We start from the raw sequence: 14339 nt of genomic DNA, 5'->3' as shown, positions 1-14339 counted from the left end.
TACGGGGCGTAATGATCGACGTTAGTTGTTTTGCAAAGACCTGACCCAGAGAGGATTCGATGACTTATATCGCTGCCGAAAATCGCTACGACTCCATCCCTTATCGCCGTGTCGGCCGCAGTGGCCTGGTGCTGCCGGCGCTGTCCCTGGGGCTTTGGCACAACTTCGGTGACAGCACGCCGATCGACACCCAGCGTGCCCTGTTGCGCACGGCCTTCGACCTGGGGATCAACCACTTCGACCTGGCCAACAACTATGGCCCGCCCTATGGCAGCGCCGAGATCAATTTCGGTCGTCTATTGCGGGAGGACTTCAAGTCTTATCGCGATGAGCTGATCATCTCCAGCAAGGCCGGCTGGGACATGTGGCCCGGGCCTTACGGCCAGGGCGGCGGTTCGCGCAAATATGTGCTGGCCAGCCTCGACCAGAGCCTGCAGCGCCTGGGCCTGGACTATGTGGATATCTTTTATTCCCACCGCTTCGACCCGGATACGCCGCTGGAGGAAACCGCCAGCGCCCTGGCCAGCGCGGTGCAGCAGGGCAAGGCCTTGTACATCGGCATTTCCTCCTATTCCGGGGCCAAGACCCGGGAAATCGCCGCGTTGCTCAAGGAGTGGAAAGTGCCGCTGCTGATCCATCAGCCGGCTTACAACATGCTCAATCGTTGGGTGGAGAAGGACCTGCTGGAGACCACCGATGAGCTGGGCGTGGGGGTGATCGCCTTTACTCCCCTGGCTCAGGGGCTGCTCACCGATAAATACCTCAATGGCATTCCCGAGGATGCGCGGGTCAATCGTCCGGGTGGAGGCTCGCTGCAGGCTTCGCACCTGTCCGAGGCCAATCTGGCCCATGTGCGGGCCCTCAACGAGATCGCCAGGAACCGCGGCCAGAGCCTGGCGCAACTGGCCCTGGCCTGGACCTTGTGCGATCCGCGGGTGACTTCGGCCTTGATCGGTGCCAGCCGTCCCGAGCAGATCGTCGAGAACGTCGGGGCCTTGCAGAACCTGAGTTTCAGTGTGGAGGAGCTGGCGCAAATCGATCATTTCGCCAAGGAGGGGCGGATCAACCTGTGGGAAAAACCGTCGTTGGCGGAGTAACGTCGCCAGGTCCCGCGCCCCCGGCAGAGTGATTTGCCGGGGGCTTTTTTTACCGGGCAGGGCAGGAGCGGCGAGTTTTTTGGCGGGCGCTCATTGCACCGTTGCGGACGCGTTGCTGCTCACCTTGAGCGTGGTCCGGGTGCTGGCCACGGCGCCTTCCCCCGGGTTGTCCAGATCGACTTTTGCCGTGACCGACAGGCCCGGCCGCAGGCGTTCGAGGCCGGATTGATCGGCATTGAAGCGGATGCGTACCGGAACCCGCTGCACGATCTTGGTGAAGTTGCCGGTGCCCGGCTCGAAGGGCAGCAGGGCGAAGGTCGAACCCGAACCCGGTGCCAGGCTTTCCACGGTGCCGACGAGGCTCACCCCCGGCAGGGCATCGATCTTGATCCGGGTCGATTGGCCGGGGGACATGTGCTGGGTCTGGGTTTCCTTGAAATGGGCCAGTACATAGAGGTCGTGCAGCGGCACCAGGGTCAGCAGGCGCGAGCCGGGTTGCACGTAATCACCCACCTGGACCTGCCGATTGCCGACGGTGCCGTCCATTGGTGCATGGACGGTGGTGTGGCGCAGGTCCTGCTGCGCCAGTTCGAGTCGGGCCTGGGCGCTCACCACCCTGGCCTTGGCCATCTGCAGCTGTGCTTGCAGGCGTTCGCGTTGGGCTGTGGTCACCGCCAGGTCGTTTTCCGCCACTTGCAGCATGGCCTGGGCGTAGGCGTGGCCTTGTTCGGCGGAGATGGCCTGGGTGCTGTATTTCTCCACTTCGTTGCGCGCCACGGCTCCGGTGGTGACCAGGGTGTCGAAACGGTTGCGCTCGGCGTCGGCGCGTTTGGACTCGGCCTGGGTGGTGCGGATCGACGTGCGGGCTGCGAGGACGCGGGTGTCGGCCAGGCGTTGTTCGGCTTGTTGAATCTTCAGCGCCGCCTCGGCCAGGGCCACCTGGGCCTGATTGTCGGCCAGGTCGCCGGCGGCCAGGGTCACCCGGCTGTCGAATTCCTCGCTGTTGATGCGTACCAGGGGCTGGCCGGCGGTGACGTTTTGGTGGTCCTTGACCAGCACCTCGGTGATCAGGCCGTGGACTCGCGGCGCGACGGAGGTCGCATCGGCGGCAATGTAGGCGTCGTCGGTGGTTTCGGTCGAAGGCGCCATCAGTACCCAGGCCACCCCGACCGCCACCAGTGTCAGGGCGATAGCGCCGGCGATCACGGGGCGCTTGGAGCGCTTGCGCGGCTTTTCCATCTCGTGTGCGGCTTGCAGGATGGCGTTCTGAGTCTGGTTGCTCTGCTCCATGTTGAAGCTCCACGCTGTTTTGAATTACGATCATAATATTCACATGATGGTTGCAATACTACAGGGAGCACCGAACGTGACGACAAGCGCATCCGAGCTCCCTGATGTGGGCGCCCAGCCTGGTCAACAGTCCGCCCGCCGCAAGCTTCTGGTGTTCACCATCATGGCCTTTGGCATGTTCATGGCGCTGATCGATATCCAGATCGTAGCGGCTTCCCTCAATGATGTGCAGGCCGGCCTCAGTGCCGGTCCCGATGAGGTCAGCTGGGTGCAGACCGCCTATCTGATCGCCGAACTGATCATGATTCCTTTCTCGGCCTTCCTCGCCCAGGCGATCTCCACCCGCTGGCTGTTCGCTGCCGGTGCGGCATTTTTTACCCTGTTCAGTGTCGGCTGCGGGATGGCCTGGAACATCGAGTCGATGATCGTGCTGCGAGCACTACAAGGCTTCGCCGGAGGTGCCATGGTGCCCACGGTGTTTGCCGTGGGCTTTGTGCTGTTCGAAGGCAGGCAGCGGGCGATGGTCCCGGCCATTCTCGGGATGACCGCGGTTCTGGCGCCGACACTGGGTCCTACGGTGGGCGGCCTGGTGACCTTCTACCTGGACTGGCGCTGGATCTTCTTCATCAACGTGCTGCCGGGGCTGTTGGTGTGCATGGGCGCTGCGCTGCTGATCGATGTGGATCGGCCCGAGCTGTCCATGCTGCGGCGCATCGACTGGCTGCACTTTGCGGCCATGGCGCTGGCACTGGGGTGTTTCGAGTATGTGCTGGAGGAGGGGCCGCGCAAGGACTGGTTCAGTGATAGCGCGATTGTCATCGCCGCCTGGGTTTGCCTGGTGTCCTTTGGACTGTTCATCGAGCGCTCGCTGTATTCGAACAACCCGATTGTGTCGCTGCGGCCCTTTCGCGACCGGACCTTTTCCATTGCCTGCCTGCTGAACCTGGTGATCGGTTTCGGACTGTATTCCTCGACTTATCTGGTTCCGGTGTTTCTCGGGCGAGTGCGCGGTTTCGACAGCCTGGAAATCGGCACCACGGTGTTTGTGGTGGGGATCGGGCAACTGGTGAGCACGATCATCGCGGCTCGGGCTTCGGAGAGGGTCGATCGGCGCTTGATCATCTCGGTGGGCTTTGTGGGCCTGGCCCTGAGCCTGTGGCTGACCTCCCGGGTCACCGCCAACTGGGGGTTCGACGAACTGCTGGTTCCCCAGGTGGCCCGCGGCCTGTTCCTGATGCTGTGCATCGTACCCAGCGTCAACATGGCCTTGAGTTCATTCCAGGGCGTCGAGCTGCGCCAGGCCTCGGGGTTGTTCAACCTGATGCGCAACCTGGGTGGCGCGATCGGCATTGCAACGGTCAACACTTGGCTGCAGGACGATGCCCGCACCCAGGTGCTGCGCTTGTCCGAATCCTTGGGCGCCAAGGCTGTCGCCGCGCAGGAACTGATGGGGCAACTGGCCTTGAAGATCGCCGCCGAGACTCCGGATTCCGGCCATGCCTATCTGATGGCCCAGGGCATGCTCGGCCGGCTGGTGGCACGTGAAGCCCTGACCCTGGCGTTTGGCGATGTGTTCCGGCTGATGGCGCTGCTGTTCGTGGTGGCGCTGCTGCTGGTGCCGTGGTGCAAGGCGGCCCCGGCGCTGACCTCGCCGGTGGCGAAGGAAAAGTGATTGCCCGTGCCGGGCCCCTTCACGGTCCAGGCGCCGGACTGGGCGTTGCGCCGGTGGCTTTCGGGAGGTTGGCCGGGCACGGCCAGCTGAAAATTCTCAAGGACAACGGGACCATGGGAGCCGTGGTCGATGTTGTCTCTACAAAGGAAGGCAACCTATGAGTGAGCAATACGATGTGATCGTGATTGGCGCGGGTCCCGGCGGCTATGTCGCGGCGATCCGGGCGGCGCAGCTGGGACTGAAGACGGTCTGCATCGAGCGCTACAAGGGCAAGGACGGCAAGACCGCCCTGGGGGGCACCTGCCTCAATGTGGGCTGCATTCCTTCCAAGGCGCTGCTGGACAGCTCCCATCACTACGACGAAGCGCGCAACGGCTTTGCCGTGCATGGCATCGGCATCAGCAACCCGCAGATCGATGTACCGGCCATGCTGGCGCGCAAGGACAGCGTGGTGCGCAATTTCAACGGTGGCATCGCCTCGCTGTTCAAGGCCAATGGCGTGGCCTTGCTGGAAGGTCACGGCAAGCTGCTGGCCAACAAGCAAGTGGAAGTCACCGCGGCCGATGGCAGCACCCGGCGCATCAGCGCCACCAGCATCATCCTCGCCCCCGGCTCCCGGCCCATCGATATTGCCGCAGCGCCGCTGACCGACCAGGTGATCGTCGACTCCACCGGAGCCCTGGAATTCACCCGCGTGCCCCAGCGCCTCGGTGTGATTGGCGCCGGCGTCATCGGCTTGGAACTGGGCTCGGTCTGGGCTCGCCTGGGGGCTGAAGTGACGGTGCTCGAAGCCCTCGACAGCTTCCTGCCGGCAGTGGACGTGCAGATCGCCAGGGAGGCGCAGAAGATCCTCGGCAAGCAAGGCCTGGATATCCGCCTGGGGGCCCGGGTGACGGCCTCCGAGGTGCAGGGCGACAGGGTCAAGGTCCGTTTCAGCGAAGGCGGCGAGGACCAGCAGCAGACCTTCGATCGCCTGATCGTCGCCGTGGGGCGTCGGCCCCTGACCACCGACCTGCTGGCCGCCGACAGCGGCGTGCAACTGGATGAACGCGGCTTCATCCACGTCGACGGGCAATGCCGCACCAGCGTGCCTGGGGTGTTCGCCATTGGCGACGTGGTCCGCGGCCCGATGCTGGCGCACAAGGCGTCGGAAGAAGGCGTGATGGTGGCCGAGAGCCTCGCCGGGCATCGGCATCCGCTCAATTACGAGCTGATCCCTTCAGTGATCTACACCCACCCGGAAATCGCCTGGGTCGGCCAGACCGAGCAGGCCCTCAAGGCCCGGGGCATCGAGCTGAACATCGGCACCTTCCCGTTCTCCGCCAGCAGCCGGGCCATGGCGGCCAACGACACCGCCGGGCTGGTCAAGGTGATTGCCGATGCCGCCACCGACCGGGTGCTCGGGGTGCATGTGATAGGACCGGGCGCTGCGGAACTGGTCCAGCAAGGCGCAATCGGCATGGAATTCGGCACCAGCGCCGAAGACCTGGGGATGATGGTGTTCTCCCACCCGACCCTGTCCGAAGCCCTGCATGAAGCCGCGCTGGCGGTGAATGGCCAGGTGATTCACATCGGCAATCGCAAGAAGAAAGCTCCCGCCAGCGTCAAATAGCCTGCTGTGCCCGGCTTCGCTCATCCAGCGCGGCCGGGGCCTGTTGCATCTCCCCGCGTCTCAGCGAAAAAACGGCACATCCCCAAGAATGGTCGCGCGGTGCATGACTCGACGCTGTGGGCGGTAGTCGTCCACGGCGTAGTGCTGGGTCACGCGGTTGTCCCAGAAGGCCACGTCGTTTTCCTGCCAGCGCCAGCGAATGGTGAATTCCGGGCGGGTGGCGTGGGCGAACAGCAGCTTGAGGATGGCCTCGCTTTCGCTCTCGGACAGTTCGTTGATCTTGGTGGTGAAGCCGTCGTTGACGAACAGCGACTTGCGCCCGCTCACCGGGTGGGTGCGGATCACCGGGTGCGACAGCGGCGGGTTCTTGCGTCGGGTTTCCTCCCAGCGCGCCAGGTCCTCGGGGGTGTTGCCGAAGCGCTCCAGGGGGAAGGACTTGATGAATTCGTGGGTCGCGGTCAGGCCCTGCAGCAGGTTCTTCATGGGCTCGGACAGCGCCTCGTAGGCGGCGATGCCGCTGGCCCACAGGGTGTCGCCGCCGAACGCCGGCAACAGCTTGGCGCTGAGCACCGCGCCCAGGGCCGGGGTCGGCAGGAAGGTCACGTCGGTGTGCCAGATGGCGTTGTCGCGCACGTCGGTTTCGGCGGTGTCGAGAATCAGCACTTCCGGCTGCTCCGGCACATTGGGGTAGATCGGGTGGATGTGCAGGTCACCGAAGCGGGCGGCGAAGCGCGCCTGCTGCTGTGGGGTGATCGGCTGGTCGCGGAAGAACAGTACCTGATGCTTGAGCAGCGCCTGCTCGATGGCGTCGCGCTGTTCGACGCTGAGCGGCTGGCTGATGTCGATGCCGCTGATCTGGGCGCCGAGGGCAGAGCTTAAAGGGGTGATGGTCAGGCTCATGGTGGTTCTCTTGTACGGCGCCGAACGCTCGGCGTGGTCGGATTCGGTTTATCGGCATCAAACTAAAAAAACGGGTGCGCTGGCGGTGTCGTGACCCTGTAGCCGCTGTCGAGCCTTGGCGAGGCTGCGAACGGCGGCGCAGTAGAGCAAACCCATGCAACGAGGTCTTCCTCATCGATTGCTGCGAGCGCTACGCGCTCGGTCGCAGCCTCGCCAGGGCTCGGCAGCGGCTACAGGTAAGCCGCGTGCGGGGCATGCAGGTCAGTGGGATTGGCCGTGCCATGGCACCAGCTTGCGTTGCAGGGCGCGCAGGCCCATCTCCATGGCGAAGGCGATCAGGGCAATCACCAGTATCCCCAGCACCACCACATCGGTGACCAGGAACTGCGCGGCGGACTGCACCATGAAACCCAGGCCGCTGGTGGCGGCAATCAGCTCCGCGGCCACCAGGGTCGACCAGCCCACGCCCAGGCCGATGCGCACGCCGGTGAGGATGTCCGGCAAGGCGCTGGGCAGGATCACGTGGCGAATCAGCTGGGCCCGGGTGGCGCCCAAAGACTGTGCGGCGCGCAGCTTGGCCGGGTCGACGGTGCGCACGCCGGTGGCGGTGGCAATGGCGATCGGGGCGAAGATCGCCAGGTAAATCAGCAGCACCTTGGACAGCTCGCCAATGCCGCACCAGATGACGATCAGCGGCAGGTAGGCCAGGGGCGGAATCGGCCGGTAGAACTCGATCAACGGGTCGAGCACGCCGCGGGCAATGCGGTTGGCGCCAATGGCGATGCCCACCGGAATCGCCGTCAGCACGGCAAAGCCCAGGGCCAGGCCGATGCGCTCCAGGCTCGCCGCCAGGTGCTGCCAGAGGGTGGAATCCATGTAGCCGCTGGTGGCCAGCAACCAGCCTTTTTGCAGCACGGCGGCAGGCGGTGGCAGGAACAGCGGTTCGATCAGGCCGCTGGCGGTCACCGCCCACCACAGGGCCAGCAGGGTGATCAGGGTCAGCACGCTGATCCAGCGGGTGCTCAGGCTGCGGCGCACGGTGTGTGGCGCTTTCGGCTTGGCATTGCGGGTGGCGGTGGCGGGAATCTCGTAGCTGCTCATGGGCGCTCCTGCTGCTGGGTGGCGCTGCGTTGGGAGAACACCCGGGACAGCACGTGTTCGCGGGTTTCGATGAACAACGGGTCGGACTTGATCGCCCGGGCCGATTCGCCGGCGGCGTAGCGCTGGCCGAAGTCCAGGTTCAGGCGCTCGACGATCTGCCCCGGGTTGGGCGCCAGGAGGATCAGGTCAGTAGCCAGGAATACCGCTTCCTCGATGTCGTGGGTAATCAGGAACACCGGTTTGGCGGTGCGCCGCCAGACTTGCAGCAGCAGCTCCTGCATCTGTTCGCGGGTGAAGGCATCCAGGGCGCCGAAGGGTTCATCCATCAGCAGCACGCGCGGGTCGGCGGCCAGGGCGCGGGCCAGGCCCACGCGCTGTTTCTGTCCGCCGGAAAGCTGCCAGATGCGGCGCTTGTCGAAGCCGGCCAGGTCCACCAGGGCGAGCATCTCCCGGGCCCGGGCTTCACGCGCGGCCCGGGCCACGCCGGCCAGTTCCAGGCCGAAGGCGACATTGCCCAGCACGTCCTGCCAGGGCAGCAGGGCGTCATCCTGGAACACCACGCCACGTTCGGCGCTGGGGCCCTTGACCGGCACGCCGTCGAGGCTGATGCGCCCGGTGCTGGGGTCGACGAAGCCGGCAATCAGGTTCAGCAGCGAGGTCTTGCCGCTGCCGGAGGGGCCCAGGGCGACCAGCAGTTGCTGTGGCCCCAGGGTCAGGGAAATATCCGCCAGCACCGGTTCGGCGGCGCCGGGGTACTGTGCGCTGATGCGCTCCAGTTGTAGCAAGGCCATGACGGCTATCTCCTGTCCGGTCGCGGGTTATTCAGGGATGAACTTGGCACTGACGTAGGGGGCGTAGTCCGGCAGCACCGCTTCGACCTTGCCTTGCTCCTTGAGGAACACCGCGGTGTCGGTGATGGCCTTGGTGGTCGGGGCGCCGAGGCTGACCACCTGGTCGGCGGCCAGTGGGTAGACGTTGCCTTGCAGCAGCAGCGGGATATCGCTGGCCTTGGCCCCGGAGAGCTTGACCAGCTTGTCGACGTTGCCCTGGTTGGCCAGCCAGGCTTGCGGATCCTTGCGGTACTGGGCGTAGGCATCCAGGGTCACCTTGGCAAAGGCCGTGACGATTTCCGGGTGCTTCTCGGCGAAATCCTTGCGCACGATCCAGGCGTCGAAGGTCGGCGCGCCGAACTTGGCCAGCTCGCCGGAGGTGATCAGCACCTTGCCGTTTTCCTTGGCCACGCCCAGGGCCGGGTCCCAGACGTAGGTGGCGTCTATATCGCCGCGCTTCCAGGCGGCGATGATCGCCGGTGGCGCGAGGTTGAGGATCTGCACTTTCGAGGGATCGATGTTCCAGTGCTTCAGCGCTGCCAGCAGGCTGTAGTGGCCGGTGGAAACGAAGGGCACGGCGACTTTTTTACCGATCAGGTCCTGGGGGTTGGTGATCCCGGAACCGTCCCGGGCCACCAGGGCTTCGGCGGCGCCGATCTGGGTGGCGATCAGGAAGGTCTGCACCGGCACCTTGCGGGTGATGGCCGCGGTCAGGGGGCTGGAGCCCAGGTAGCCGATCTGCACGTCGCCGGAAGCGATGGCGGCGATGACGTCGGCACCGTTGTCGAATTTGCGCCAGTTGATCTTGGCCTGGGTGGCTTTTTCATAGCTGCCGTCGGCCTGGGCGACCTTGGCCGGATCGACGGTGGTCTGGTAGGCGACGGTGACGTCGGCCGCCTGGGCGAAGAAACTCGCAGCGGCCAGGGATGCGGCCGCCAGGAGGCGAAGGGGGAAGTGCAGTTTCATGGGGGGGCTCCTCATAGGCGGCCGGTGATCGGCGTGGGAGGAGACTAAATGATCTAAGAATGCAGAAATAAATAACTTATTTGCATTAGCTTATGAGGGGAATAGGCAGCGTGCTGTTCGCCGGCAAGCCGGCTCCTACGGTATGGGTGCAGGAGCCGGCTTGGCGGTGAAGCGTCAGTTGCTGATGGCCAGGATGCTGGCCTGGTAGGCGCCGACGAACACGTCGAAATCACCCACTTCGTTCTGCTCAAGCTCGGTCTGCTGCTCCAGGGATTTGCGCGCCGCGTCTTCGAAGGCGGCTTGCTCTTCCTTGCTCAGGGCCTGGCTGCGGAAGTGCTCGGCATGCGCCTGGCTCTGGCGCAGGGAGAACTGGCTGAAGCTCTCCTTGTGCTCGCTCATGGCCGCCAGCACCTGGGCCGATGGGGTCAGGGACGAGTCCTTGACCTTGGCCAGTTGGGCGTCCAGCGCCTTGCTGTGCACGTCGCTGCCGTGGCTCTGGTCGAGCAGGGCGGCCAGTGGCGCGATCTGCTCCAGGAGTTCGGCCGCCCATTCCTTCATCTCCACCGGCTGGCCCTGACGCTGCAGTTGCAGGCCCGGACGCCGGCCTTCCTTGACCACGGCGAGGAAGTTCGAGGTGGCGTTGCCGCACTCGTTGTTCGCAAACAGCGGGCTGTCGTTGAGCGCGCAATACAGCAGGAAGGCGTCGAGGAAGCGGGCTTCCTGCAGGTCGATGCCCAGGGGCAGGAAGGGGTTGATGTCCAGGCAGCGCACTTCGACGTACTGGATGCCCCGGGCCATCAGCGCCTGGATCGGTCGCTCGCCGGTGTAGGTCACGCGTTTGGGGCGGATGTTGGAGTAGTACTCGTTTTCGATCTGCAGGATGTTGGTGTTCAGTTGCACCCACTCGCCATCCTTGTGGGTGCCGACGGCCACGTAAGGCGCGTAGGGCGTGGCCACGGCCTTGCGCAGGCTGTCGGTGTAGCTGTTCAGATCGTTATAGCAGGGGGTCAGGCCGGCCTGGGCCTTGCTCTGGTAGCCCAGGTCGCTCATGCGCAGGCTGGTGGCGTAAGGCAGGTACAGGGTGTCGGCGTCCAGCTGTTCCAGCTGGTGCGAGCGGCCGCGCAGGAACCCTGCGTCCAGGGCTGGCGAGGCACCGAACAGGTACATCAGCAGCCAGCTGTAGCGGCGGAAATTGCGGATCAGCGCGATATAGGCCGAGGACTGGTAGTCACGGTCGCTGCCGACGAAGCCCTCGGCTTCCTTGAGCCGCGGCCACAGCTGTTCTGGCAGGGAAAAGTTGTAGTGGATCCCGGCAATGCACTGCATGGTCTTGCCGTAGCGCAGGGCCAGGCCCTTGCGGTACACGTACTTGAGCTGACCGATGTTGGAGGTGCCGTAGTAGGCGATCGGGATGTCTTCCTCGGCCGGCAACGGGCACGGCATCGATGGACTCCACAGGTACTCGTTGCCGAGCTTGCTGTAGGCGAAGCGATGAATCTTGTCGAGGCTGGCCAGGGTATCCGCCGGGTCCGCGAGGGCCGGGGTGATGAACTCCAGCAGCGACTCGGAGTAGTCGGTGGTGATCTGTTCGTTGGTCAGCGCGGAACCCAGTTCTTCCGGGTGTGGGGTCTGTGCCAGGCGGCCTTCGCCGGTGACACGCAGGCATTCACGTTCGATACCGTGCAGGCACTGCTCGAGCAGGGAGAGGTTAGCGCGCTCGCCGAGCAGAGCCAGGCGGCGGTTGAGAAGTTCGCTCAAGTTGGATTCCTTCACGCGTCAGTCGCCCCAATATGGGGGTGGGCAGGACGGTCTACAAGGGTGAAGTTAAAACTGGCGTTTTCGCCTGGTTTTTGAGTCAAGCCGACTCGCTTGAAAACGCCAATCCTTCATCCCTGAATCTGGCTTTAGCGCGGGCAGAAAACTCCGACGCCGCTTTCGCAGCGCCGAAATTAACCCAAATTCATGACGGGGAGCTATAGGACCGCGAAGGTGCCTTGTGCTTTTGCGACCAGTTTGTCGCCCTGGATCACATCCGCTTCCACCACCAGGGTGCGGCGGCCGGGGTGGATCACTTTGGCCCGGCACAGCACCTGGCCCTCGCTCACGGCGCGGATGTAGTTGATCTTGCACTCGATGGTGGCGCTCTGCTGGTCAAAGCCGTGGGTGCTGGAACAGGCCAGCCCCATGGCAATGTCCACCAGGCTGAAGATCGCCCCGCCGTGCAGCTTTTGCCCGCGATTGCGCAACTGCGGGGTCAGCTCCAGGGCAACGTCCGCCTCGCCGGTTTCCAGGCGTTGCAGACGGCAGCCGAGCAATTGGCTGAAGGCGCTTTCGGTCAGGCCGGCAGGGATCTGCATCAGCGCTTCTTCAACTGCTTGGCGTTGGCGAACAGCGAGGCCATGGCGTTGTTGCTCGGGGCTGCAGTCGCGGTTTCCTTGCGCGGTGCGCTGCCCTGGGACGAGCGTGGCGCCGAGCCCGGACGGGAGCCGCGAGCGCCGTCGATCTTCTCGCCCGGGGTGTCGCTCATGCGCATCGACAGGCCCACGCGTTTACGCGGGATGTCGACTTCCATGACCTTGACCTTGACCACGTCGCCGGCCTTCACCGCTTCACGCGGGTCCTTGATGAACTTCTCCGACAGCGCCGAGATGTGCACCAGGCCGTCCTGGTGCACGCCGATGTCGACGAAGGCCCCGAAGTTGGTGACGTTGGTCACCACGCCTTCGAGGATCATCCCCAGTTGCAGGTCCTTGAGGTCCTCGACGCCGTCCTGGAACTCGGCGGTCTTGAACTCCGGACGCGGGTCGCGGCCGGGCTTGTCCAGTTCCTGAAGGATGTCGGTGACGGTGGGCAGGCCGAAGGTTTCGTCGGTGAATTTCTTCGGATCCAGGCGCTTGAGGAAGCCGCTGTCGCCGATCAGCGAGCGGATGTCGCGGCCGGTGTCGGCGGCGATGCGCTGCACCAGCGGGTAGGCTTCCGGGTGCACCGCCGAAGCGTCCAGCGGGTTGTCGCCGTTCATCACGCGCAGGAAGCCGGCGGCCTGTTCGAAGGTCTTTTCACCCAGGCGCGCGACCTTTTTCAGCGCGGCGCGGGTCTTGAAGGCACCGTGTTCGTCGCGGTGGCTGACGATGTTCTGCGCCAGGGTCGCGTTGAGGCCGGAGATCCGCGCCAACAGGGCCACGGAGGCGGTGTTGACGTCGACGCCCACGGCGTTCACGCAGTCCTCGACCACCGCGTCCAGGCCACGGGCCAGTTTCAGCTGCGAGACGTCGTGCTGGTACTGGCCGACGCCGATGGATTTCGGATCGATCTTCACCAGCTCTGCCAGTGGGTCCTGCAGGCGGCGGGCGATGGATACGGCGCCACGGATCGACACGTCCAGGTCCGGGAATTCCTTGGCCGCCAGCTCCGAGGCCGAGTACACCGATGCACCGGCTTCGGAAACCATGACCTTGGTCATCTTCATGGCCGGGTATTTTTTGATCAGTTCGGCAGCCAGCTTGTCGGTCTCGCGGCTGGCGGTGCCGTTGCCGATGGCGATCAGGTCCACCGAGTGCTTGGCGCACAGCGCGGCGAGGATGCCCAGGGTCTGGTCCCACTTGTTGTGGGGTACGTGGGGGTAGACCGTGGCGTGGTCCAGCAGTTTGCCGGTGGCATCCACCACCGCCACCTTGCAGCCGGTGCGCAGGCCCGGGTCCAGGCCCAGGGTGGCACGCGGGCCGGCCGGAGCGGCCAGCAGCAGGTCGTGCAGGTTGTGGGCGAAGACGTTGATCGCCTCGGTTTCCGCGTTGTCGCGCAACTCGCCCAGCAGGTCGGTTTCCAGGTGGGTGTAGAGCTTGACCTTCCAGGTCCAGCGCACCACTTCACCCAGCCATTTGTCGGCGGCACGGTTCTGGTTCTGGATGCCCACGTGCTGGCCGATCATGCCTTCGCAGGGGTGCATGGTGCCCGGCAGCTCGTCACCGACTTTCAGCGCGGAGCTGAGAATGCCTTCGTTGCGGCCGCGGAAAATCGCCAGGGCGCGGTGCGACGGCATGCTTTTCAGCGGTTCGTCATGTTCGAAGTAGTCGCGGAACTTGGCGCCTTCCTCTTCCTTGCCAGCCACCACGCGGGCGCTGAGGGTGGCTTCCTGCTTGAGGAAGTTGCGCAGCTTGTCCAGCAAACCCGCGTCTTCGGCGAAGCGCTCCATGAGGATGTACTTGGCGCCTTCCAGGGCCGCCTTGACGTCGGCCACGCCTTTGTCGGCGTTGACGAAGCGCGCGGCTTCGGCTTCCGGAGTCAGGCTTGGGTCGTTGAACAGGCCATCCGCCAGTTCGCCGAGGCCGGCTTCCAGGGCGATCTGGCCCTTGGTGCGGCGCTTCTGCTTATAAGGCAGGTACAGGTCTTCGAGGCGGGTCTTGGTGTCGGCCAGCTTGATGTCGCGAGCCAGCTCCGGGGTCAGCTTGCCCTGCTCTTCGATGCTGGCCAGGATGCTGATCCGCCGTTCGTCGAGTTCTCGCAGGTAGCGCAGGCGCTCTTCCAGATGACGCAGTTGGGTGTCATCGAGGCTGCCGGTGACCTCTTTCCGGTAACGGGCGATGAAGGGCACGGTGGAGCCTTCATCCAATAGAGCGACGGCCGCTTCGACCTGTTGTGGGCGTACGCCGAGTTCCTCGGCAATGCGGCTGTTGATGCTGTCCATAAAACCACCTGACAAATGTGTGAAAGCAGGCCCGCGGGCACGGAAGTTGAGGCCCGGCGGGTCTGGTTGAGCGGCCTGGCACGCGCCGCCACCTGGATCAAAAGGCTGGCTGTTGACCCGTGAAATCGAAAAAATACTGCCGGCCCAGGCAAATAAAAAAAACCGGCCGCAGGCGTACTGATCAGATATT

General features: G+C 64.6%; 11 protein-coding genes. 3 read left to right on the top strand and 8 right to left on the bottom strand.

Going from position 1 to position 14339, the window contains the following annotated elements; all coding sequences use genetic code 11:
* The first annotated feature begins 59 nt into the window (after window positions 1-59).
* Entirely contained in the window at window positions 60-1097 is a 1038-nt protein-coding gene (mgrA, locus tag ACMGG8_RS02340) for an L-glyceraldehyde 3-phosphate reductase (RefSeq protein ID WP_414159095.1), read from the top strand.
* A gap of 90 nt (window positions 1098-1187) precedes the next feature.
* Here mgrA and ACMGG8_RS02335 read toward each other — a convergent pair whose 3' ends face one another.
* On the bottom strand, window positions 1188-2387 hold the full coding sequence (locus tag ACMGG8_RS02335) for an HlyD family secretion protein (RefSeq protein WP_235759238.1): 1200 nt from the start codon (window positions 2385-2387) through the stop codon (window positions 1188-1190).
* A gap of 76 nt (window positions 2388-2463) precedes the next feature.
* Between ACMGG8_RS02335 and ACMGG8_RS02330 the strand changes: the two genes are divergently transcribed.
* Window positions 2464-4059, top strand: a complete 1596-nt coding sequence (locus ACMGG8_RS02330; protein ID WP_414159094.1) for a DHA2 family efflux MFS transporter permease subunit — start codon at window positions 2464-2466, stop codon at window positions 4057-4059.
* Window positions 4060-4216: 157 nt separating this feature from the next.
* Window positions 4217-5671: a dihydrolipoyl dehydrogenase gene (lpdA, locus tag ACMGG8_RS02325; protein ID WP_414159093.1), complete on the top strand. Its 1455-nt coding sequence runs from the start codon at window positions 4217-4219 to the stop codon at window positions 5669-5671.
* Between the two features lie 60 nt (window positions 5672-5731).
* Here lpdA and tauD read toward each other — a convergent pair whose 3' ends face one another.
* The 7 genes from tauD to ACMGG8_RS02290 all read right to left on the bottom strand — a co-directional run bounded on the left by tauD (window position 5732) and on the right by ACMGG8_RS02290 (window position 14149).
* Window positions 5732-6571: a taurine dioxygenase gene (tauD, locus tag ACMGG8_RS02320; RefSeq protein ID WP_414159092.1), complete on the bottom strand. Its 840-nt coding sequence runs from the start codon at window positions 6569-6571 to the stop codon at window positions 5732-5734.
* Between the two features lie 261 nt (window positions 6572-6832).
* Complete coding sequence (tauC, locus tag ACMGG8_RS02315) at window positions 6833-7672, bottom strand: taurine ABC transporter permease TauC (RefSeq protein ID WP_108545837.1); 840 nt, start codon at window positions 7670-7672, stop codon at window positions 6833-6835.
* Entirely contained in the window at window positions 7669-8463 is a 795-nt protein-coding gene (gene tauB, locus ACMGG8_RS02310) for a taurine ABC transporter ATP-binding subunit (RefSeq protein WP_414159091.1), read from the bottom strand. Before tauB ends, tauC begins: the two co-directional genes overlap by 4 nt.
* Before the next feature lie 27 nt (window positions 8464-8490).
* Entirely contained in the window at window positions 8491-9468 is a 978-nt protein-coding gene (tauA, locus tag ACMGG8_RS02305; protein WP_060842176.1) for a taurine ABC transporter substrate-binding protein, read from the bottom strand.
* 174 nt (window positions 9469-9642) lie between these two features.
* Entirely contained in the window at window positions 9643-11226 is a 1584-nt protein-coding gene (gene gshA / locus ACMGG8_RS02300; RefSeq protein ID WP_060837033.1) for a glutamate--cysteine ligase, read from the bottom strand.
* 215 nt (window positions 11227-11441) lie between these two features.
* Complete coding sequence (locus tag ACMGG8_RS02295; protein ID WP_060837034.1) at window positions 11442-11825, bottom strand: PaaI family thioesterase; 384 nt, start codon at window positions 11823-11825, stop codon at window positions 11442-11444.
* Window positions 11825-14149 carry a Tex family protein gene (locus ACMGG8_RS02290; RefSeq protein ID WP_060837035.1) on the bottom strand — a complete coding sequence of 775 codons (2325 nt, stop codon included), beginning with the start codon at window positions 14147-14149 and terminating at the stop codon, window positions 11825-11827. The genes ACMGG8_RS02295 and ACMGG8_RS02290 overlap by 1 nt, the downstream gene beginning before the upstream one ends.
* Window positions 14150-14339 lie beyond the last annotated feature (190 nt).

Origin of the sequence: Pseudomonas sp. BNK-45 (assembly GCF_047456255.1) — a bacterium.
Lineage (GTDB): Bacteria > Pseudomonadota > Gammaproteobacteria > Pseudomonadales > Pseudomonadaceae > Aquipseudomonas.
This window is presented reverse-complemented; position numbering and strand designations above follow the sequence as displayed.